This is a genomic window from Streptomyces sp. NPDC006798 (assembly GCF_040635975.1).
Taxonomy (GTDB): Bacteria; Actinomycetota; Actinomycetes; order Streptomycetales; family Streptomycetaceae; genus Streptomyces.
The window spans coordinates 102,807-121,091 of the sequence record NZ_JBEYIS010000018.1; the positions used below are offsets into that span (position 1 = coordinate 102,807).

Consider the following 18,285-nt stretch of genomic DNA (forward strand, 5'->3'; position numbering starts at 1 on the left):
GGGTGGCTGTGAAGTGGGCATGTAGTCGACAACATGTGCGACCGGGGTTTAATCCCGTGATACCGCCGGGCCGGACGGTTCGGCCGATTCGGCGCGGTCCCCCGTCTCCGCGCGGTCCGTCGGGTCGGCGGGGGCCGTGGCGCGGTCGGCCTGCCCGGCCGGTTCCGTACGGATCGCCGGCGGGCCGCCCCGCCACCACGAGCCGCGCCGCAGCCCGATGAACGCGGGCAGGGCGACCAGCGTCACACTCACGGAACCCGCCCACAGCGCCGCGCGGATGTCCACGAACTGTCCGATCAGCCCCGCCAGGCCCGCGCCCACCGCCAGCGCCCCGAAGAAGAGGAACCGGAACGTGGCGTTCATCCGGCCGAGCAGCTCATCGGGGGTCATGCTCTGCCGCAGGGTGACCCCGAGGACGTTGAAGACTCCGGCCCGGACGCAGTCCGTCATCAGGCCGAAGGCCGCGAGACCCAGCCACCAGCCCCGGTCGATCAGCGGAATCAGCAGCGCCATCGGGGAGCACACCAGGCCGGACCAGGCGATCGTCCGCCCGTAGCCGAACCGCTCCCCCAGCGGCCGGGCCAGCCGGGCGCCGAGGAAGACCCCGATCCCGGCCACCGACCAGAACAGCCCCAGCACCCCGGCCGACATCCCCAGCTCCTGGGTGAACAGCACCGGCATCAGGGCCATCACCAACTGCGCGCCGAGATTGGTCAGCATCCCGATGACGACCAGCGCCCGCAGTTCGGGGCGGCCCAGGACGTGCCGCAGCCCCTCCCCGATCTCGGCCGCGAGCCCCGGGCGCCTCGGTGCCCGTGCGCCCGGCGCCGTATCGCGGGCCGCGCCCGGCGCCGTACCGGCCGGGACGGCGCCGGACGGCCCGCCGCCGGAACGCGTCCCGGACCTCTTCCCACCGGACAAGTTCTTGAGGGTGGCGAGCCGCAGCGCCGACGCGAGATGGAGCAAACCCGTGGCCAGGGCCGCGAGCGGAGCCGAAATGGCCGAGATCACCAGACCGCCCGCGCCCCGGCCCGTGACCTGTCCGGCCGCGTGGAGGGTGACCACCGCCGTATTGGCCCGGATCAGCCGCTCGGGCCCCACCAGACCCGGCAGAACGCTCTGCGTCCCCACGTCGAAGAAGACCATCGCACAGCCGCCGATCAGCGCCACCGCGTACAACTGCCAGAGGGTGAGCGCGTCCAGCGCCCAGGCCAGCGGTACGGAGAGGAAGACCACGGCCCTGGTCACCTCGGCGCAGACCATCACCCGGCGATGGTCGAGCCGGTCGAGCCAGGCGCCCGCGGGCAGTCCGATCAGCAGAAACGCGACCGTGCCGAGGGTCGCCAGCAGCCCGACCTCGCCCGGCCCGGCACCGAGGGCGAGCACCGCGATCAGCGGCAGCGCGATATAGCTGACACTGGTGGAGAGCAGACTGAGGGTCACGGATGTGAAGAACGCCCGGAAGTCGCGGTCCCGCCAGAGCCCGGGGGGCCGGCGGCCGGTCCCGGACGGCGGCGCGGCGCTCCCCGGGGACGGCCCGGCGGTCCGGGGCGGGGCGGCCGGTCGGGACGTACGGGATATCCGGGATATGTCGCCGGGGGCGGCGGGTTCGGATGATGACATGGACTCCACCGTGCCGATCCGGCCTCCCCCTCCACCAGCGATTTTGCCCCCGCCCCGCCACGCCACGCCCAGCCCCGGCCTGTCCTGCCCCGGGGAGGCCGCCCGCCGGATATCCGATGGCGCGCCCGTCGCCCGGGCGGTACCGTCCCCACGCCGCCCGGTCGTCGTCGTTCCACCGGTCCGGTTCCGTCGACGAGGAGGTGTACGGCAGATGCGTACGAGCGCTCAGTGGGGCAGCACGATCCCCGGCCGGCCCGAATCCCCCGTCTCCACCACCACCCGACGGAGCCCCCTTGTCGTTCCCATCCACCCCGTACGACACCGCTGAACCGTTCCTCCGCATCACCCGGACGGATAGCGATACCCCCGATGACGACCGGCTGACCCTCGTGGCCACCGGCGCCGACGGAACACCTCGCGGTACGGCGTCCCTACGGCTCTTCACCGACCCCGGCCGGCGCCGGATCGCCGCACTCCGGATCGAGGTCGACCCGGCCGGCCGCCGCCGCCGTATCGGTACGCGCCTTCTGGACCACGCCCTGGCGACCGCCCGCGCGGACGGCCGCCGCTCCGTACTCGCCGGGGCGGACGCGGGCTCGCCGGGCGCCGCGTTCCTGGCCGCCCGGGGCTTCCGGGCCGCCCTCACCCTGCTCCACTCCCGGCTGCCGCTCGCCGAGGCGGACCCGGCGACGCTCGCCCGGCTCGTCGCCGAGGCACCCCCCGGCTACCGGCTGACGTCGTGGTCCGGGACCGTACCGGACGCCCTGGCGGCCACGTTCACGGCCGCCCGGCGCGCCATGGACGACATGCCGGCGGAGGACGCCGACCTCGGGACCCCCGTCTGGGACGAGGAGCGGGTCCGCGCGGTGGCCCGGCGGGTCGAGGAGCGCGGCGACCTGCTGCACACGGTCGCCGCCGTGGACGTCGCCGACGGTTCGATCGCCGGATTCACCGAACTCGTCCTGCCGGGCAACAAGGACGGCGACGGCGACGGGGACGGCGTCAACTACGGTACGGGCGTTCTGCCCGAGCACCGGGGACGCGGTCTGGCCCTGTGGATGAAGGCGGCGTCGATCCGCCACGCCCGGTCCCTGACCCCCCGCGCGCCGGGCCTGGTCACCGACACGGCCGAGACGAACCACGCCATGCGCCGGGTCAACGAGCGGCTGGGCTACCGCTCCACCCATCGGTCGCTGGAGTTCCAGCTGAAGTTGTGAAAGGCGTCCCGCCTGGTCAGCCGGTACGGCCGACCGCGTACTCCGCCGCCTCCGCCGCCCCCTCCAGGGCCGTACCCCGCCCGTAGGCGGCCGTGTACGCGGACTCCCCGAGGGCCGTCCGGGCGGCGGCGGACACCCGGTCCACGTCGCGGCGTTCGGCGGCGGGCAGCGGGGCGCCGGCCGACTCCCGCGCGGCGGCGGCGGCGCCCAGCAGTACGGCGGCCCGCTCCGGATCACCGCCCAGGGCGTGCGCCCCGGCGAGCCCTTCGAGGGCCAGCGCCACGGCCCGGGGGTCGCCCAGTTCGCGGGCGGCCGTCAGACCGTCGTGATGGCGGAGGTACGCCGAATCCGCTTCGCCGCGTTCCTCGGCGACGAACCCCAGCTCGGCCAGGACCAGGGCGCGGCCGGGCCCGTAGGCGGCGTCCTCGAACCAGGTGAGCAGCGCCCGCAGATGGGTCTCGGCCACGTCGTACTCCCCGGTCCTGCGGGCCCCGAGGGCCAGTCCGAATCGACCTCACCCGCCGCGACCCGCAGCCGGTACCCTGCCGCGTCCCGTTCGACGAGCCCCCGCCCGCCGGGCCCCACGGCCCGCTCCAGGGCGGCCCGGAGCCGGGACACCTGCCCCTGAAGGGCGTTGCGGGGATGCTCGGGCGGCTCATCGCCGCCCCACAGATCGGCCACGAGCCGGTCCTCGCCCACAGCCCGCCCCGGCTCCACCAGCAGCCGCGCCAGCAACATCCGCACCCGCGCCCCGGCCACACCGACGGCCTCCCCGTCCCCACCCCGGACGACGAGCGGCCCCAGCACCCCGTAACGCATATGCCCCACCCTAGATCGGTGTTGTGGTGGAGCGCCCGGCCCCGGCGGGCGATCATGTCGGCACAGGGGAGGGATCGGGGAGGGGACGAGATGACCGAGCACACCACCACCGTCGTACGGCTCGACGGCCCGGCCGCAGTCGGGGCCGAGGACGCGTTCCGAATGATCTACGCCGAGGTGTTCGCGGAACCGCCGTACCGCGAGACCGAGAGCGATGTCGCCGCCGCGTTCCAGCGGTTCGGCGGCCAGACGCGGCGGCCGGGCTTCCGGGCCGTCCTGGCGCGGACGGGGGACGGGGAGCCCGTGGGCATGGCGTACGGGCATCACGTACCGCCGGATACCGACTGGTGGGACCGGCTCACCGAACCCGTAGACGCCGCGACGCGCCGCGAGGACGGGCACCGCACCTTCGGGCTGATGGAGCTGGCGGTACGCACCGCTCGCGCGGGAAGGCCGTGCTCCGCCCGTGCAACGGGGGCGCGGGGGCGGCGGGCCGGGGCCGGGGTCGGGGTCGGGGTCGGGGTCGGATAACCGGTGTCCCGCCAGCCCCACCCCGACGCAAGATGGTCCGCATGACTCCGGCCACGCCCTCACTCGACACCGCGCGCCTGCGGCTGCGCCCCTTCACCGACGCCGACGCGGACCACCTGTACGCACTGCACAGCGACACCGAAGTGATGCGTTACTGGGACTCTCCGACGTGGACCGATCCGGCTCGCGCCGACCGCTTCATCGCGACGTGCGCGAGGATCCAGGACGAAGGGTCCGGGGCACGGGTGGCCATCGACCGGGCCTCTGACGGGGCCTTCGTCGGCTGGTGCGGGCTGACCTCGTGGAACCCGGACTTCCGGAGCGCGTCGCTGGGATACGTCCTCGACAAGTCGGCGTGGGGCCACGGGTATGCGACGGAAGCCGCGCACGCCGTGCTGACCTGGGCGTTCGACACACTCGACCTGAACCGGGTGCAGGCCGAGGCCGATACGCGCAACGCCGCGTCCGGCCGGGTGCTGGAGAAGCTCGGATTCGTCCGGGAAGGGACGCTCCGGGAGGACTGCGTCGTGAACGGCGTGGTGTCCGACTCCTGGATCTACGGGCTGCTCAGGCGGGATTGGCAGCCTTCGGCCGCGCCGACTCCGGCCCGCTGAGGCGCCGACGACCGCCACCGGTCCTACGGACGCGCCCCGAAAGTCACTCCCCCTCCGGCGTGGTCTCCTCCGCGACCCAGGCCAGGTAGGCGTCCGAGCCGGACTCCACCGGCAGGACGATCCATTCCGGGACGTCGTACGGGTGCTCGGCGGCGACCCAGGCCGCCAGGGCCGGGAGGCGGTCGCGGGTCGTCTTGTACGAGACGCGCCACTCGCGGTCGTCCTGGATCTCGCCCTGCCATCGGTAGACCGCGCGGAGCGGGGGGTCGACATGGGCGCAGGCCGCGAGGCGGGATTCGACCGCGCCCCGGGCCAGGGCCGTCGCCTTCGGCTCGTCGTCCACGGTGGTCTGGGCGACTACGACGTTCGTCGGCACAGCGGGGCTCCTTCGGCCTGGTCCGATTTTCTGGGGGAAGTCGGGGATATCGGGGACTTCCACGACGTACCGGGGCGGCGCTGACATCATCCGCCGTACGAAGGTACTGGTGATCGGAGCGTCAGGAACGACAGGTGCCGCCGTGGCCGCCGCCCTGAATACCGCCGGGCACGACGTCGCCCGCGCCTGTGTCGAGGCCGTGGAGGGTACCGCCCGGGGGCTGAGGATCAGGCCCCGAGGGCAGGTGGCGCAGAGCCGTACCGAGTGTTCGGAGGTCTTTCGATCCGGCCATCGGGGCGTCCTATTGCCGTCCGCCGATACGGCGGCTGTCGGACCTCCATGGGATCATCCGTACGAATCTTGAGCGTTCGGACGACGACAACGGGGAGTACGGCGTGAGCGGCGCGGGGGGACAGGAAGGGCACGACGGTTCGTCCGTCTCCGACGACGACTGGGACCGGTTCCTCCGCGAGTCCGTGGAGGGTACGGCGGCCGACGCCCCCGTCGAGCCGTCGGCCCGGGCCCGTGAGGTCACCCGGCGGCTGCGGGAGAACCCGGAGCCGCCGCCGGGCTGGCGTACGTACTCCCCGGGTGAGTCCCGGCTCGGCGCCGGGCCCCGGACGGGTCCGCGGGCCAGGAGACGGACGGCCTGGTACGTGATCGGGATCGTGGTCACCCTCGCCCTGCTGGCCGTGGCGATCTTCCCGCAGCAGGTCACCGACCTGTTCGGCGGCGGCGGGCAGGAGAACAAGACGCCCCTGGCCGCCGAGACGGGCGCTCCGACGGGCGCGCCCGGCTCCTCGTCCGGGCTCCGGGGCACCCTCGACGACCCGTTCCGGGGGTCGCCCGCCGCCCGCTGGGCCGACGGCGCGGCCGGGATCACCGTCCCGGCGGGCCGGGCCACCGGCTGGATGGACGCCGCGCAGGTGGACCGGGCCCTGCGGCAGAGCCGGGACTTCCTGGTCGGCGCCGGGCTCGACCCCCGGGTGCTCCGGGGCGAACGGCCCGCCGAGGCGATCGCGTTGCTGAACCCGCACCAGAAGGACATCCAGGAGTACCTCCGTACGGCCCTGTCACCGGCCGCGCCGCCCACCGCCGACACCGATCCGCTGCTCCTCTTCAGCCGGTTCCGGCCGGGGCAGGCCCAGTTGGTCGGCGATACCGTGAAGACCCGTGGCCGGCTCTCCTTCCGGGAGGGCAAGCGGGGCGCGGTCGAGGTGACGGCCGATGTCACCTTCGTCTATCCGGTCACCCCGGCGGCGGTCGAGGGCGACCCCGACGCCGAGGTCATCCGCACCATCGTCCGGCGCGTGCTGGTGATGAGCTGGGACGATCCGTCCCGGGTCACCACCGAGCCGGGCACGATGTCGCTCGTCTCGTACGCGCTGGACATGACCAACGGCGGCTGCGGGGAGCCCACGGGCTACTTCGTGCCGCCCTTCGGCACGGGTGACGCCCGGCCCGCCGACGGGGGGCCGCGAATAGATCCGTACGACCGCAGCCGGCCGGTCGAGAGCGGCGACGGTACGACGGCGGACGAGGACTGCGCGACCGCCACCCGGTCCTGAGCCTCGCCCGCCGGAGAACCGGTGGCCGAGACACCGGGCTCCGCGGGCATGGCCGGGGCCCGTACGGGGCACGTAGCCGCCAGTCGACTGCCGGGGGCGGCCATGGGGTGGGGATACGACGACGGACTGTTCGTGCTCTGGTGGCTGCTGGGCTTCGCGGCGGTCCATGCCGCCCTGGGGCTGTGGCGGCTGCTGGGCGGGCTGCCCGACCGCGCCGTCATCCGGCGGATCGAGCGGGAGGGCATCGGGCCGGTCGAGGCGGCGCAGCAGTCGGACGGCGATTTCACCGCCACCCTGACGGCCCTGCTGCTCCTGGCGCACCAGGGCGCGGTCACGGTCGCCGACGACGGCGCCATAACCGCCGTACCAGGGGTGCCCGAACCGTCCGATCCGGTACTGGCCGCGCTCCTCGACGGCCTCCGGCGGCGGGGGTCGGCGGAGACCCGGTTCCACGACGTCCGCGACGCGGCGGAGTTCACGGCGTACCGGGACCTGCTCGCCGAACGGAAGCCTCAGGTGCGCTGGTTCGCCGAGCCCTGCCAGACCGTGATCGGCGTCGTCTCCTTCGTCGTCACCATCGGGGTGACCGTCCAGGGCATGGCGAACGAGGTGCCGCTTCCCCTGCTGGGCTGGGAACCCGGGTTCTGGATGGTGGCGATCCTGCCGATCTGGTGGCTCCTCTGGGCCACGGCCCTGGCCTGGCCCGGTGAGTACTCCCGGCGCTGGCGCCGCTTCAACCGCTTCTGCCGGGCCCGGGCCGGGACTGCTGTGGCGGACGTGCCGCCCCGGATCCGCAGCGCCCTGCTCAAGGGGGCCGTACGTCCCGGTCCGCCGCGCCCGCCCCGGCGCGAGCCTGGCTCGGCGAACGGCCGCCCGGACGACGGCGGGGGCGACTGGGCCGACGCCTACGGCGCGGACTCCTGCGGGGGCGGCTGCGGCGACTGAGATCCGAACGGCCCGGCCCCCGTCGACGCCCCCGGCCCCTCAGCGGAACGCGTGGCGGATCTTCAGCCTGCCCATGCCCATCGCGCCCGTGATCCGGATCGTGGGGCCCTTGCCCTTGGCCGCGCGCGGCTTGTAGCGGACGTCCTTCCAGCCCGTGGTCAGTCCGCCGAGGTCCACGACCGCGTCGCGCGGGACCGTGATCCGGGCGCTCCCGGTACCGATCTGAAGCTCGATATCGATCACCGGGTGATCGATGACCGCCCGGGAGAGGTCGAGCCGCACCCGGCCGAACGCCGATGCCACCTTCAGCGTCCTCGGCACCTTCCAGGCGCCGGTTCGGCGGATCCGGCCGCCCGCCGCGCCGATCTCGGCGACCGTGCCGGGCTCCTCCGGCGGCAGGACCGCGAGGACCGCTTCGAGGTCGCCCCGGGTCGAGGCCGTCAGCACCCCGTCCAGTCGCTGGTCCATCTCCTCGTGGGTGAGCTGCCCTTCGGCATACGCCTCCTGGAGGCGCTGGACGGCGGCCTCACGGTCGGCTTCGCGGATCCGGCGCTGAAGGTCTTCCGGGGGTGAGGTCACCCTCCTCACTGTAGTTCCCGGCGACAGGGCTCTCGTACGCCAACTCCCGGACTGTTTATGCGATTTATGGGTGCGGCGCGCTCAGTGGCAGTCGTACCGCGACGCGTACGGCAACCCCGGACACTCGGTACAGACGAAGAGATAGACACCCCCGGCGTCCCCCATGTCCATCCGCGACTCCTCGTCGCCCGTGACGCTCAGCAGATGCTCCATCCGGTGTCCGGCGGCGCAGTACGGCCAGTCCGGGGGCTGGGTCCACGCGGGGTAGCCACCGGCCTTGGACTCCAGTACGCCGAACTCCGTCAGGAAGAAGCCGAACTCCTCCTCGGCCCGCAGTACGCGCGGAACGAACTCCTCCGGCAGATCCCGGTTCGGATAGTCGACGCATTCCACCGGCGCCAGGGTGCACGCGACGGGCAGGAAGTCCGGCTCGTACTCCCCCTCGGCCGGGCGCGGCACGTCCCCCGGGATCCCGGACGGCACGAGCGGCACGAGCGCCGACTCCGTACGCCAGTGGAGTACGGGGCGCACCGCCCCGGACGGCTCGTCGGGGTGGAGCAGGGCGCACCACAGCAGTTGGAGGACGTCCGTCCCCTCGGGGAAGGGCAGTTGGGGCACGTCCCGGGCGAAGAGCTGGAGTACCGGGACCATGGGGACCGCTCCCGGGGACGGGGACTCGACCCAGTCGTGGTGGTCCGGCCGGTCGCAGACGGGCCACGGGGTGTCCCCGGGCCACAGCAGCGGGCCGCCGAGGGAGCTTTCGTAGGGTGTCGGCGCGCCCCGCTTCGGGCGGAGGGCCGTGGTCCGGCGGGTCAGCGGCACCAACTCGGGTAAGACCCGGGCGATATCGAACAACGGCGGTCCGGCGGGCCCGGCTCCCTCGGTCGTCATCGGCTCCCCTTGATCGAATGAGTCGGGTTCGTCTCGTTCATCGGCTCCCCTTCACCGGCTCCCCTTCGCCGGCTTCTGCCACGCGCTGACTCCCAGCTTCCCCGTCGTCCCCAGGTCCAGCTCCGGGATCAGCGTCACCGGCGGCGCGCCCGGCTTCGGGACCAGCCGGACGTACGGCGCGGACGCCGCCTCGCCGTAGCCGGTATGGGTGTTGCGCCACATCAGATCGGTCGTCGCGGTCTCCCCCGGCGCCAGGGTCACCGGGCGCGGTGCCGCGTCGAAGCCGGTGACCTGGGCGATGTCCCCGCCTCCTGGCAGGATCCGGACGCCGTCGAGCGGCCGGTGGTCCTCGTCCAGCGGGGTGAGGCCGGGGTGGCCGTCGAGGGTGTACGGGCGGGTGCCGCAGTTGGTGAGCGTGACGCCGACGACCCGCAGGCCCATCGCCGCGTTCCCCTGGCCGGCGGTCACCCGGACCCCCGACGGAGGACATCCGCCCGAGGGGGAGCCGACCTCGTCCGTCGGGACCGAGCGGACCTCGGTGACGCTCACCCGGGCCGAGGCGCGGACCTCGGACGGAACGTGGGGCGCGGTGAAGGTGCGCCGTACGGTCCCGCCCGCCTGGACGGCCGCGACCGTCACCGGGCCGGTGCTGTGGGCCCGCCCGGAAGAGGCGTCGGTGACGGAGAACGTGACGGTGTACGTATACGGCTCCCGCTTCCCGTTGGTGACCTCGAACTCCGCCGTCAGCTCCCGGTCGGCGCACCGCTCGGGCGCCGGGGCGAAGCCGGTCGTCTCGATGATCCGTACGGCGTCCTTCGCGCCGTCCCCGACGGGCGCCCCCGGCCGCGGGGAGACGGCGATCCGGCATTCGTCGCCGCGCGACACCGCGGTGCCGTCGTCGCCGCAGCCGGTCAGGGCCAGGGTGGCCACGAGTACGGCGGCGACGGCCGGTGGCGTGGTGGTGGTGGCGCGCATCGGGACACCCCATCAGCACCTCGGTGTCCCGTGCCATGACCCGCGCCACACCGGGCCCGGTAATACCGGCAGCGGACCGGCGCAGGACCGGCAGCGGACCGGCAGTGAACCGACAGCGCGCCCCGACACGATGACGGCGTCGACACCGACACACCGCCCCCCTCGAAGGGATCCGAACCATGAACGCTCAGCAGCTCCCCTCCGTCTCCGGCTCCGCCCCCGTGTCCGTCTCCGTCATCGGGCTCGGCAACCTCGGCCAGGCGCTGGCCGGGGCGTTCCTGGCCGCCGGGCATCCGACGACCGTATGGAACCGGACCGCCGCGAAGGCGGACGCGCTCGTCGCCCGGGGCGCCGTACGGGCCGACTCCCCGGCGGCGGCCGTCGCCGCGGCCGAACTGGTCGTCGTGGCGGTCCTCGACCAGGACTCCGCGCGGGACCTCCTGGTCTCGGTCGCCCCGGCGCTCCCGGGCCGGACGGTGGCCAATCTGACGACCGCGACCCCGGGCCCGGCCCGTGAACTCGCCTCCCTCGTCGAGGAGTACGGCGCCGGCTATCTGGTGGGCGCGGTGTACGCCGTACCGCAGACCATCGGCACCGACGACGCGTTCATCCTCTACAGCGGTACCGAGGCGGCGTACGAGAAGTTCCGCGCGGTGCTCGACCCGCTGGGCGCGGGGACCTTCGTGGGCTCCGATCCCGGACTGGCCTCCGTCCACGACGTGGCGATCCTCAGTAGGATGTACGGGCTCTTCGCCGGCTTCTTCCAGGCCATGGCCCTGGCCCGGACGGAGGGAATCAAGGCGGTCGACATGACCGGTCATCTCAACCGCTGGCTGACGGGTGTCCAGGCCGCGCTGCCGGAGTTCGCGGCGGAGATCGACGCCGGGAGGTACGACACGGAGACGTCGAGCCTGGAGATGAACGCGTCCGGCCTGCGGAACATCCTCACGGCGACCGAGTCCCAGGGGCTCGGCACGGAGCTGATCGCCCCGCTCCAGCGGCTCTTCGAGGACCAGGTGGCCCGGGGCCACGGCCGCCACAGTCTGGCCCGCGCGGTCGAATCCCTGACAACAGAGGAGTCGGCGGAAGCGGCGGAGGCGGAGGCGGAGGCGCGGAGCTGAGTGCCGCGCGGTCCGTTCGGGTCGCGCCGGGCGGGCCGCCGGGGCGTTCGGGTGAGACGGCGGTACGGCACCCCCGGCACCGGTCATCCTCACCCCGTACGCCCCCGGATCGCCGGACCCCCCGGCCGCCATCGGCCCCGGGCCACCGGATCCCGGCCGGCCGGCCGGGCATACGCCGACCCGGGGCCGGACCGCCGTCTCGGCCGTCCGGCCCCGCACAGCGCCCCGCCCAGGAGCCCCCATGCGAAGCCCCCGTGTTCCCCTGCTGATCGCCGCCGCGACCCTGCTGAGCCTGACCCTGGGCACGGCCGCCGCACCCGCCACCCCCACCGCACCCGCCCCGCCCGAGACCGGGCCGCCGAGGACGCGGGCCGTACACGTCGACGTACTGGGGCCGACCGTGTCGATCCCGCCCGGCAGCTTCGCCAACTCCTTCGCCGAGTGTCCCGCCTCGGCACCCCACGTCGTGGGCGGTGGCAACCGGAGCGCCGAGAGCGCGAGCGCCCTGCGGCTGACCATGACGCATCCGGCGGCGAGCGGCGGCAGTCCCACCCCCCACCAGGGCTGGGAGATCGAGGCCGTCAACACCGATCCGGTCAACGCCCACTCCGTCACCGCCTACGCCGTCTGCTCGGCCGATCCGGTGGTCCAGCGGTTCAGCCCCGGTCTCGTCGTCTCCCCCGGGGTGGCCGGGGTCGTCGCGGCGTCCTGTCTGCCCGACGAGGCCGTCACCGGCGGCGGTATGAGCCTGGGTGTCCTGCCGGGGTCGTCCGGCCCGGCCGCGTACATCCAGTTCTCCACCCCGAAGGCCGACGGCTGGCAGACCGGCGCGCTCAACCGCGACACCGTCGGCTCGCGGATCCGGGCCGTCGCGATCTGCTCGCCCAAGCCGCACTCCATCTCGATCGACAGTTCGTTCACCGTCCTGCCCCCGGGGCAGAGCGGCTCGGCCATCGCGATCTGCCCCGCCGGGCGGGTCCCCAGCGGCGGCGGCACCGCCGACGCGGTCCTCCGCGGGGTCTTCCTCTACGTCTCGACCGGCGGCCTGACCCCGAACGGCTGGGAGGTGCACGCGATCAACACCACCAGCCAGCCGCAGAACCTGCGGGCGGCGGTTGTCTGTACGGCACCGTGATACCGCCGGAGTCCGGAGCCTTCAGTTCGCGCCGGTCGCTCCCCATACTTGGCCTTCGTCAAAGGGGGCCGGATGGATACGGCGGGCTTACTGTCGACGGTGGTACCGATCGTCGTCGCCGCGAGCGCGGACACAAGTACGGGCATGGACACGGGCACAAGTACCGGCACAAGTACGGGTACGGGCGCGGGGACCGGCACAAGTACTGGTACGGGGTCCGCGACCGGCGCGGGGACGGTACCGGCCGTCGTCCGTCTCGTACGGGAGCGGCTCGGGGAATCGGAGTCCGGCCGGGCCGCCCTCACCGGCCTCGGCGTATCGCCCCGGGACCCGGCGGCGGCGGACCGGCTGGGTACGGCGCTGCGGGAGGCCGTCGGCTCCGATCCGGAGTTCGGACGGCGGCTGGCCACCCTGCTGACGGCACCGCCGCCGCCCGCCGAACCGCCCGGGCGGCCACCGAACCCCTCGGGCACCGCCACCGGCGACCCGGCCGGAGAGCTCTCCCTCGGCCCGCTGACGATCTCGACCACCCGTGGCGGCGCGGGCGCCCTGCTGGCGACGGTCGCCTGTGTACTGGGAATCGTGGTGCTCGCCGTCTACGGCGGCGCGAAGGCACTCGACGGGGACGAGGCGGCCGGCGGTTCCGGCCGGGGCGGCGGCACGGCGGCCCGGCCGGGCGGCCCGGACGGCCGGTTCGACGGCCGCGACCGCTCGGTGCTCAAGGACCGGGACGTGGTGGCGTCGATCCTCCCGGGTCTCGACGCCGTACCGGGCGGCTGGACCGTGGAGTCCGCCCCGGAGGTCGCCCAGGGGACGGAGTGCCCGCCGGTCGCGACCCGGATGTCGGCCTGCGGCACCGTCAGTTACCTGGCACCGGAGACGGACAACGTGGCGTCCTTCCACGTCATCGGCTTCCCCGATGTCACGGCCGCCCGGCAGTTCTACCGGGAGATGAAGGAGACCAAGCCGCCCTCCGTGGCCCTGCCCGCCCTGGGAGACGAGAGCCATGCCTACGAGCAGGACGGCGAAGCGCCCAAGGAGGTCCACTCCGTGGTCAGAAGCGGCACCGTCGTCGTCGGCGTCATCTACGAGATCGAGGCCGAGAGCTGGACGGAGACCTACGGCGCCGACCATCTGGAGATCCTGACGGGGACGCTCACCGAACGGCTCCGGCAGGCGGTCTCGGGACAGACCCCCACCACCCGGGTGGTCTTCTGACCCGGCCGTGCGCCACGACGGCCCCGTCCCCGTCCCCCCCTACCCGCAGGTGTCCCGGTACGGGATGTCGTCGAGGTGCTGACCCCACTCGGCCCGGGAGAGCCCCGAGCCCGCCCGTGCGCAGACGCCGGCCGCCGGCTTCGCGGGGTCGAGGGTATGCCGGGCCGGGCCGGTGTGCGGTCCCGTGGTGTGCAGGGTGCGGCCGTCCCCGGAGAAGGCGACGGAGAGCACCGGGTCGCCGGGGGTGGGCAGCGGGGAGCCCAGCGAGTGGCGGGAATCCACGTCCCGGAGTCTGACCCCGCCCGCGCCGCCCGCCGCCGGTCGAGGGTGAGCAGCCGGGCCCGGACGAGCCGTTCGACCACGACCGCCGTCGCGTCCGGGTCGCCGAGGGAGAGTTCGGCGCGGGGTTCGGGCCGCCGGGTGTCGGGGGAGCCGTCGCCGGAGGTGACGAGCCGCGGCGTCACCAGCCGGGCCAGCCGCCGCTGTTCGTGGGTGAGTTCGCCGCAGACGTCCTCGGCGGACCGGGCGGTCGCCCCGTGCGCGCCGCCCGGACGCCTCGTACGCGGCCGTCGTCAGGACCCGGCCCCGGCGGCGGCGCCAGGTCTCGCGCAGGGCGTGGGAGAGCAGGGGCAGTCCGCCGGGTTCACCGTCGACCTCGGCCACGATCCTTCGGGTGACCTCGCGTTCCACGATCAGCCCGGCGCGCTGGGCGGGTCCGACGACGGCCCGGCGCGGCTCGTCCCGGGTCATCGGGCCGACGAGCAGGGAGGCGGCCGACAGGGCACCGGCGAGTTCGCGGTGGGCGGCGCACCGGCCGTGGAAGTCGGCCCGGACGGCGATGACGACCCGCGGCCGGGCGGCGGGGTGGCGGGCGGCGAGCAGCAGCCGGATGAAGCCCGCGCGCTCGTCGGGGTCCTGGCAGAGGGTGAGGATTTCCTCGAACTGGTCCACGACGATGAGGGTGTCGCGGGGTGTGGCGGGGTTCGCGGCGCCGTCGGGTCCGGCGGCGCGCTTCGGGGCCGTACGCGGCGACCCCGGCCCCTCGGCGCGGGCCAGCGCCACAGCCAGGGACGGCAGTTGCTCGCCACCGGCCGCGCGGGAGAGCGCGGGGACCGGGAAGGCGGCCTTCGCCGCCATCGCCCGGTAGGTGGGTGTGCCCGCCTCGCGGCGCAATCGGCGCGGCTCGGTCGCGAACCGCTGAACCGGCCCCCCGTGCGGGTCCAGCGGCGCCTCCGGGCGCCCCACCCGTTCCCCCCCCGTCTCCCCCGCGCGTCCCCCCGCTTCCCCATGTGCCCTGTCGCGGAGGGCTGTTCCGCCGCATCGGCGCCGTCGGCGCGGCCCGGCTGGTCAGGCCGGACTCTACCCACGGCGCGGCGGAGGGCCCGGCGTGATCCCATCTCACCGGGCCCCCGGTGCCGGGGGACGGGTCCGGAGCCGAACGCGGATGCGGCTCCGAACCCTGTCTGTCCCCCGGTTCCCCCGACCGCCGCCCGCCGCATCGGATCGGCGTCCCGGCCCGGCCCCTACGTCGGGCCGGAAACCTCCCCGGGACGGGCGGCGGCTCTCATGACCCGGGTCTCCCGCCCGGGTGGCTCAGCCCTGGGCGGCGCCCAGGTGGTCCTGTTCTCCCGGCCGCCGTCTTAAGGGGCCTTCGGAGATCCGGGAGTGCACGGCGCCCGTACGGCGCCCGGCCTCGCCGCCGCTGACGCAGAGGACGTCGCCGTTGGTGGCGAACGAGCCCTTGGCGGTCCCGCGGTTGGAGTAGACGATCATTCCGTCGGCCTGGGCGGACAGAGGGAGGGTCACGGAGAGTAGCGATGCCGCGAAGGCGGCATTGCCCGGGATCACGGCTCTGCGCAGCAGTCCCCGTCGCGGGACGGTCGGTCCCGGACGGTCGGAACGGCTACGGATGCGGATAGGGATACGTGCCATCCGACTGTCCCCCCTTGTCACTGTCTCGGCTCGGCCTTGCTCGGCCCGGCGTTGTCTCAGCTCGGCTTTGTCTCGGCCCGGCCGGGCTTTGTGTCGGCCTTGCTCGGCCCGTCTCGGTCGGCGGGCTGTCACGCCGCCGTCCCGATCAAGAATTCGACGCCGAGAAGTTGTTGCCCACCCTCTCCCACCAGGTGAAACAATTTTCTCGGGCGGATAGGGGGCGGCAACACGCAACAAACCCCGGGGCTCGTCCGCCGAGCCCGTGCCGAGGGGGGCGGCGAACGGGTGCGGCGGATGAGCCCCGGGGGACGTACGCGACGACGAGGGTGGCCTACTCCGCCGGCCCCGCCCCGACGATCCGGTCCACCGCGGCCTTCACCAGGGCCTCCCGCTCCTCCTCCGGATAGAGGTCCGGCAGGGTGAGCTGTTCGACGATCAGCCAGTTGAGGGTGAGCATCAGCAGCTTGACGGCCATCGCGTCACCGGGGAGCCCCGACGCCTCGTGGTAGGCGACATTGGCCTCGACGTCGGCCCGGACACGTTCCGTGAGCACTCGGCGGAGTTCGGGTCGGCGGGTGCCTTCGAGGCGGAGTTCGAGGAAGGCGAGATAGCCGGTACGGAACGAGGAGACGCGCTCCACCAGTTCGCGCATCAACTGGGCGTAGGTCTCCAGGTCGCGGTCGGCGGTACTGACCCGGCGGATGGTGGCCTCGTCGGGCTGGAGGCGTTCGTAGACCCGGGATCCGGCCTGGGTGAGGAGTTCGTCGCGGTTGGCGAAGTAGTTGGAGGCGGTGCCGTTGGGGACGGCGGCCTCGGTGTCGACCGCGCGGAAGGTCAGCCCCCGGGCGCCCTCCCTGGCCAGGACCTCGATTGCGGCGTCCACCAGCGCCGCCCTGCGCTCGTCGTTTCTGCGGACCACTGCCATCACTCCATCCGTAGCGCCGGCCCCGTCCCGGCCTTTCGACCACTGTGGGCAGAGTACTACGGATGGAGTGATCTTCTGGAGGTCCGCAGCCGCGCCACCGCCTCCCGGGGCTACGACTCCAGATACCGCCCGAACCCGTCCAGCGCGCGCAGCGCCCCGGACTCGTCGGCGTCGGGGAGCAGGAGGACGACCTCCCCGACGCCGTTGTCCGCGTAGTACGCCAGCTTCTCCGGGGTGGGCTCGACCGCGTACGGCACCACTTCGAGGGCGGCCGGGTCGCGGCCCGCGTCGGCCCAGACGGTACGCAGAACGGGCAGCCCCGTGTCGAGCGCCGCGCCGCCGATGGGGAGCCAGCCGTCCCCGTACGCGGCGATGTGCGCGAAGAGCTTGGGCCCGGCGCCGCCGCCGAGCAGGGTGCGCGGGGAGCCGCCGCGGACCGGCTTGGGATGGGCGTGCGACGCGCGGACGGAGCCGTACTCGCCCTGGTACGCGGTCGGCTCGGCCGCCCACAGCGCCCGCATCAGCCGCATCCGGTCGAGGACCAGATCGCGCCGGTTCGGCCAGTCGACACCGTGGTCGGCGGCCTCCTCCTGGTTCCAGCCGAAGCCGACACCGAGGGTGAAGCGGCCCCCGGAGAGGTGGTCGAGGGTCGCGGCCTGCTTGGCGAGCACGATCGGATCGTGCTGGGCGACCAGCAGGACGCCGGTGCCGAGGGCCAGCCGGTTGGTGACGGCGGCGGCCTGGGCCAGCCCGACGAAGGGGTCGAGCAACCGCCCGTACCAGTCGTCGAGCCGACCGTCCGACTGATAGGGGAACGGAGTCTCGCGGGCCACGGGGATATGGGTGTGCTCGGGCAGATAGAGCCCGTCGAAACCGCGTTCCTCCAGTTCGCGCGCCAGCTTCACGGGGGTGATCGCCTGATCGGTCAGGGCGGCGGTTACCGCGATACGCATTCCGGCTCCTTCGATGGGTCGACGGCGGACGGACGACCGCGGCCGGGCGCGGGCCGGTCGGCTCCCCGCCCCGTACACGGGCCACGACTGCACCGACAACGGGACGCGCGGGGGCGGGGTTCCCCGACCGGCCCGTATAAGACACCCGGAGCGGCCCCGGGCGACCCGGCGCGCATCCCGCCGAGACCCTTCGGCACCGGATAGTCCGGTTGCGGATAATCCCGAAACAACCGGGATCGTTAGACTGGGGGCATGCCCTCCATGACGAAGCAGCAGCGAACCGAGCCGGACCTCAGCTACCTCCTGGACCGCAGCGGGCATGTGCTGCGGACCATGATGTCCACCGCCCTCGCCGAGATCGATCTGACCGCGCGGATGCACTGCGTCCTGGTGCACGCGGTGGACGAGGAGCGCACCCAGGCGCAGCTCGCCGAGATCGGGGACATCGACAAGACCACGATGGTGGTCACCGTGGACGCCCTGGAGAAGCAGGGTCTGGCCGAGCGGCGGCAGTCCACCCGGGACCGCAGGGCGCGCATCATCGCGGTGACGGAGAAGGGGCGGGACGTCCTGAGGCGGAGCGAGCGGATCGTCGACGAGGTGCACCGGAGCGTGCTCACGAGCCTGTCGGACGCGGACGCCCGGACCCTCGTCCGCGCCCTGGGTCAGCTCGTCGACGGGGCGCTGTCGACGCCCGGCGAAGGAGCCGCCACCCGGCGGCCACGACAGCGCTGACCCCGGGCGGCGGAGCGCCCGCCGCCCGTACGGACCAACCGAATAAACAACCGAGATAGATAGTCTGCAACGGAACTATCTGCTACGGTCTTTCTTGTCGCCACCACGGACACGGGAGACCGACCATG

Annotated in this window: 17 protein-coding genes and 3 pseudogenes; 9 read left to right on the top strand and 11 right to left on the bottom strand. The window is 73.8% G+C overall.

Annotated features, from left to right (window positions below):
- Window positions 1-48 precede the first annotated feature (48 nt).
- Window positions 49-1,623 carry an MFS transporter gene (locus ABZ714_RS15055; protein ID WP_358825639.1) on the bottom strand — a complete coding sequence of 525 codons (1,575 nt, stop codon included), beginning with the start codon at window positions 1,621-1,623 and terminating at the stop codon, window positions 49-51.
- Between the two features lie 293 nt (window positions 1,624-1,916).
- Here ABZ714_RS15055 and ABZ714_RS15060 point away from each other — a divergent pair, with 293 nt between their 5' ends.
- Window positions 1,917-2,840 carry a GNAT family N-acetyltransferase gene (locus ABZ714_RS15060; RefSeq protein ID WP_358825640.1) on the top strand — a complete coding sequence of 308 codons (924 nt, stop codon included), beginning with the start codon at window positions 1,917-1,919 and terminating at the stop codon, window positions 2,838-2,840.
- A gap of 16 nt (window positions 2,841-2,856) precedes the next feature.
- Here the strand turns inward: ABZ714_RS15060 and ABZ714_RS15065 are convergent, their stop codons facing one another.
- Together ABZ714_RS15065 and ABZ714_RS15070 are read right to left on the bottom strand one after the other, a co-directional pair.
- Entirely contained in the window at window positions 2,857-3,306 is a 450-nt protein-coding gene (locus ABZ714_RS15065) for a hypothetical protein (protein ID WP_358825641.1), read from the bottom strand.
- Window positions 3,307-3,383: 77 nt separating this feature from the next.
- A pseudogene (locus ABZ714_RS15070) lies at window positions 3,384-3,659 on the bottom strand (helix-turn-helix domain-containing protein); the annotation flags it as partial.
- A 90-nt stretch (window positions 3,660-3,749) separates the two neighbouring features.
- Between ABZ714_RS15070 and ABZ714_RS15075 the strand changes: the two are divergent.
- Window positions 3,750-4,094: pseudogene (locus ABZ714_RS15075) on the top strand (GNAT family N-acetyltransferase); the annotation flags it as partial.
- A 137-nt stretch (window positions 4,095-4,231) separates the two neighbouring features.
- Window positions 4,232-4,804 carry a GNAT family protein gene (locus ABZ714_RS15080; protein ID WP_358825642.1) on the top strand — a complete coding sequence of 191 codons (573 nt, stop codon included), beginning with the start codon at window positions 4,232-4,234 and terminating at the stop codon, window positions 4,802-4,804.
- 43 nt (window positions 4,805-4,847) lie between these two features.
- Here ABZ714_RS15080 and cutA read toward each other — a convergent pair whose 3' ends face one another.
- Window positions 4,848-5,180, bottom strand: coding sequence for a divalent-cation tolerance protein CutA (gene cutA, locus ABZ714_RS15085; RefSeq protein ID WP_358825643.1), 333 nt, complete (start codon window positions 5,178-5,180; stop codon window positions 4,848-4,850).
- Between the two features lie 395 nt (window positions 5,181-5,575).
- Between cutA and ABZ714_RS15090 the strand changes: the two genes are divergently transcribed.
- Both ABZ714_RS15090 and ABZ714_RS15095 read left to right on the top strand, forming a co-directional pair.
- Window positions 5,576-6,748, top strand: coding sequence for a hypothetical protein (locus ABZ714_RS15090; protein WP_358825644.1), 1,173 nt, complete (start codon window positions 5,576-5,578; stop codon window positions 6,746-6,748).
- A 21-nt stretch (window positions 6,749-6,769) separates the two neighbouring features.
- Window positions 6,770-7,693, top strand: coding sequence for a hypothetical protein (locus ABZ714_RS15095; protein WP_358825645.1), 924 nt, complete (start codon window positions 6,770-6,772; stop codon window positions 7,691-7,693).
- Between the two features lie 39 nt (window positions 7,694-7,732).
- Here ABZ714_RS15095 and ABZ714_RS15100 read toward each other — a convergent pair whose 3' ends face one another.
- The 3 genes from ABZ714_RS15100 to ABZ714_RS15110 form a co-directional block, all read right to left on the bottom strand.
- The gene (locus ABZ714_RS15100) at window positions 7,733-8,272 is read right to left on the bottom strand and encodes a DUF1707 domain-containing protein (protein ID WP_358825646.1); all 540 of its coding nucleotides are present in this window, start codon (window positions 8,270-8,272) and stop codon (window positions 7,733-7,735) included.
- Between the two features lie 81 nt (window positions 8,273-8,353).
- Entirely contained in the window at window positions 8,354-9,163 is an 810-nt protein-coding gene (locus ABZ714_RS15105; RefSeq protein WP_358825647.1) for a hypothetical protein, read from the bottom strand.
- Between the two features lie 51 nt (window positions 9,164-9,214).
- Window positions 9,215-10,138 (bottom strand): DUF4232 domain-containing protein, encoded by a 924-nt coding sequence (locus ABZ714_RS15110; RefSeq protein ID WP_358825648.1) that lies wholly within the window; start codon window positions 10,136-10,138, stop codon window positions 9,215-9,217.
- 179 nt (window positions 10,139-10,317) lie between these two features.
- Here ABZ714_RS15110 and ABZ714_RS15115 point away from each other — a divergent pair, with 179 nt between their 5' ends.
- The 3 genes from ABZ714_RS15115 to ABZ714_RS15125 all read left to right on the top strand — a co-directional run bounded on the left by ABZ714_RS15115 (window position 10,318) and on the right by ABZ714_RS15125 (window position 13,612).
- Complete coding sequence (locus ABZ714_RS15115) at window positions 10,318-11,259, top strand: NAD(P)-binding domain-containing protein (RefSeq protein ID WP_358825649.1); 942 nt, start codon at window positions 10,318-10,320, stop codon at window positions 11,257-11,259.
- Window positions 11,260-11,500: 241 nt separating this feature from the next.
- Window positions 11,501-12,394, top strand: a complete 894-nt coding sequence (locus ABZ714_RS15120) for a hypothetical protein (RefSeq protein ID WP_358825650.1) — start codon at window positions 11,501-11,503, stop codon at window positions 12,392-12,394.
- 144 nt (window positions 12,395-12,538) lie between these two features.
- Complete coding sequence (locus ABZ714_RS15125) at window positions 12,539-13,612, top strand: hypothetical protein (protein ID WP_358825651.1); 1,074 nt, start codon at window positions 12,539-12,541, stop codon at window positions 13,610-13,612.
- A 320-nt stretch (window positions 13,613-13,932) separates the two neighbouring features.
- Here the strand turns inward: ABZ714_RS15125 and ABZ714_RS15130 are convergent.
- From ABZ714_RS15130 to ABZ714_RS15145, 4 genes and pseudogenes are all read right to left on the bottom strand, one after another.
- Window positions 13,933-14,857 (bottom strand): annotated as a pseudogene (locus ABZ714_RS15130) (DNA-binding protein); the annotation flags it as partial.
- Between the two features lie 348 nt (window positions 14,858-15,205).
- Entirely contained in the window at window positions 15,206-15,418 is a 213-nt protein-coding gene (locus ABZ714_RS15135; RefSeq protein ID WP_358825652.1) for a hypothetical protein, read from the bottom strand.
- A 457-nt stretch (window positions 15,419-15,875) separates the two neighbouring features.
- Window positions 15,876-16,463, bottom strand: coding sequence for a TetR family transcriptional regulator (locus ABZ714_RS15140; protein ID WP_358825653.1), 588 nt, complete (start codon window positions 16,461-16,463; stop codon window positions 15,876-15,878).
- Window positions 16,464-16,579: 116 nt separating this feature from the next.
- Complete coding sequence (locus ABZ714_RS15145; protein ID WP_358825654.1) at window positions 16,580-17,422, bottom strand: LLM class F420-dependent oxidoreductase; 843 nt, start codon at window positions 17,420-17,422, stop codon at window positions 16,580-16,582.
- 252 nt (window positions 17,423-17,674) lie between these two features.
- On the opposite strand from ABZ714_RS15145, the gene ABZ714_RS15150 reads away from it, so the two are divergent.
- Window positions 17,675-18,157 carry a MarR family winged helix-turn-helix transcriptional regulator gene (locus tag ABZ714_RS15150; protein ID WP_358825655.1) on the top strand — a complete coding sequence of 161 codons (483 nt, stop codon included), beginning with the start codon at window positions 17,675-17,677 and terminating at the stop codon, window positions 18,155-18,157.
- Window positions 18,158-18,285 lie beyond the last annotated feature (128 nt).

Bases quoted from the DNA above. Each gene is read 5' to 3' on its own strand.
- ABZ714_RS15055 (WP_358825639.1), bottom strand. From the start codon at position 1,623: ATGTCATCATCCGAACCCGCCGCCCCCGGCGACATATCCCGGATATCC.
- ABZ714_RS15080 (WP_358825642.1), top strand. From the start codon at position 4,232: ATGACTCCGGCCACGCCCTCACTCGACACCGCGCGCCTGCGGCTGCGC.
- ABZ714_RS15105 (WP_358825647.1), bottom strand. From the start codon at position 9,163: ATGACGACCGAGGGAGCCGGGCCCGCCGGACCGCCGTTGTTCGATATC.
- ABZ714_RS15110 (WP_358825648.1), bottom strand. From the start codon at position 10,138: ATGCGCGCCACCACCACCACGCCACCGGCCGTCGCCGCCGTACTCGTG.
- ABZ714_RS15115 (WP_358825649.1), top strand. From the start codon at position 10,318: ATGAACGCTCAGCAGCTCCCCTCCGTCTCCGGCTCCGCCCCCGTGTCC.
- ABZ714_RS15120 (WP_358825650.1), top strand. From the start codon at position 11,501: ATGCGAAGCCCCCGTGTTCCCCTGCTGATCGCCGCCGCGACCCTGCTG.
- ABZ714_RS15125 (WP_358825651.1), top strand. From the start codon at position 12,539: ATGGACACGGGCACAAGTACCGGCACAAGTACGGGTACGGGCGCGGGG.
- ABZ714_RS15145 (WP_358825654.1), bottom strand. From the start codon at position 17,422: ATGCGTATCGCGGTAACCGCCGCCCTGACCGATCAGGCGATCACCCCC.
- ABZ714_RS15150 (WP_358825655.1), top strand. From the start codon at position 17,675: ATGCCCTCCATGACGAAGCAGCAGCGAACCGAGCCGGACCTCAGCTAC.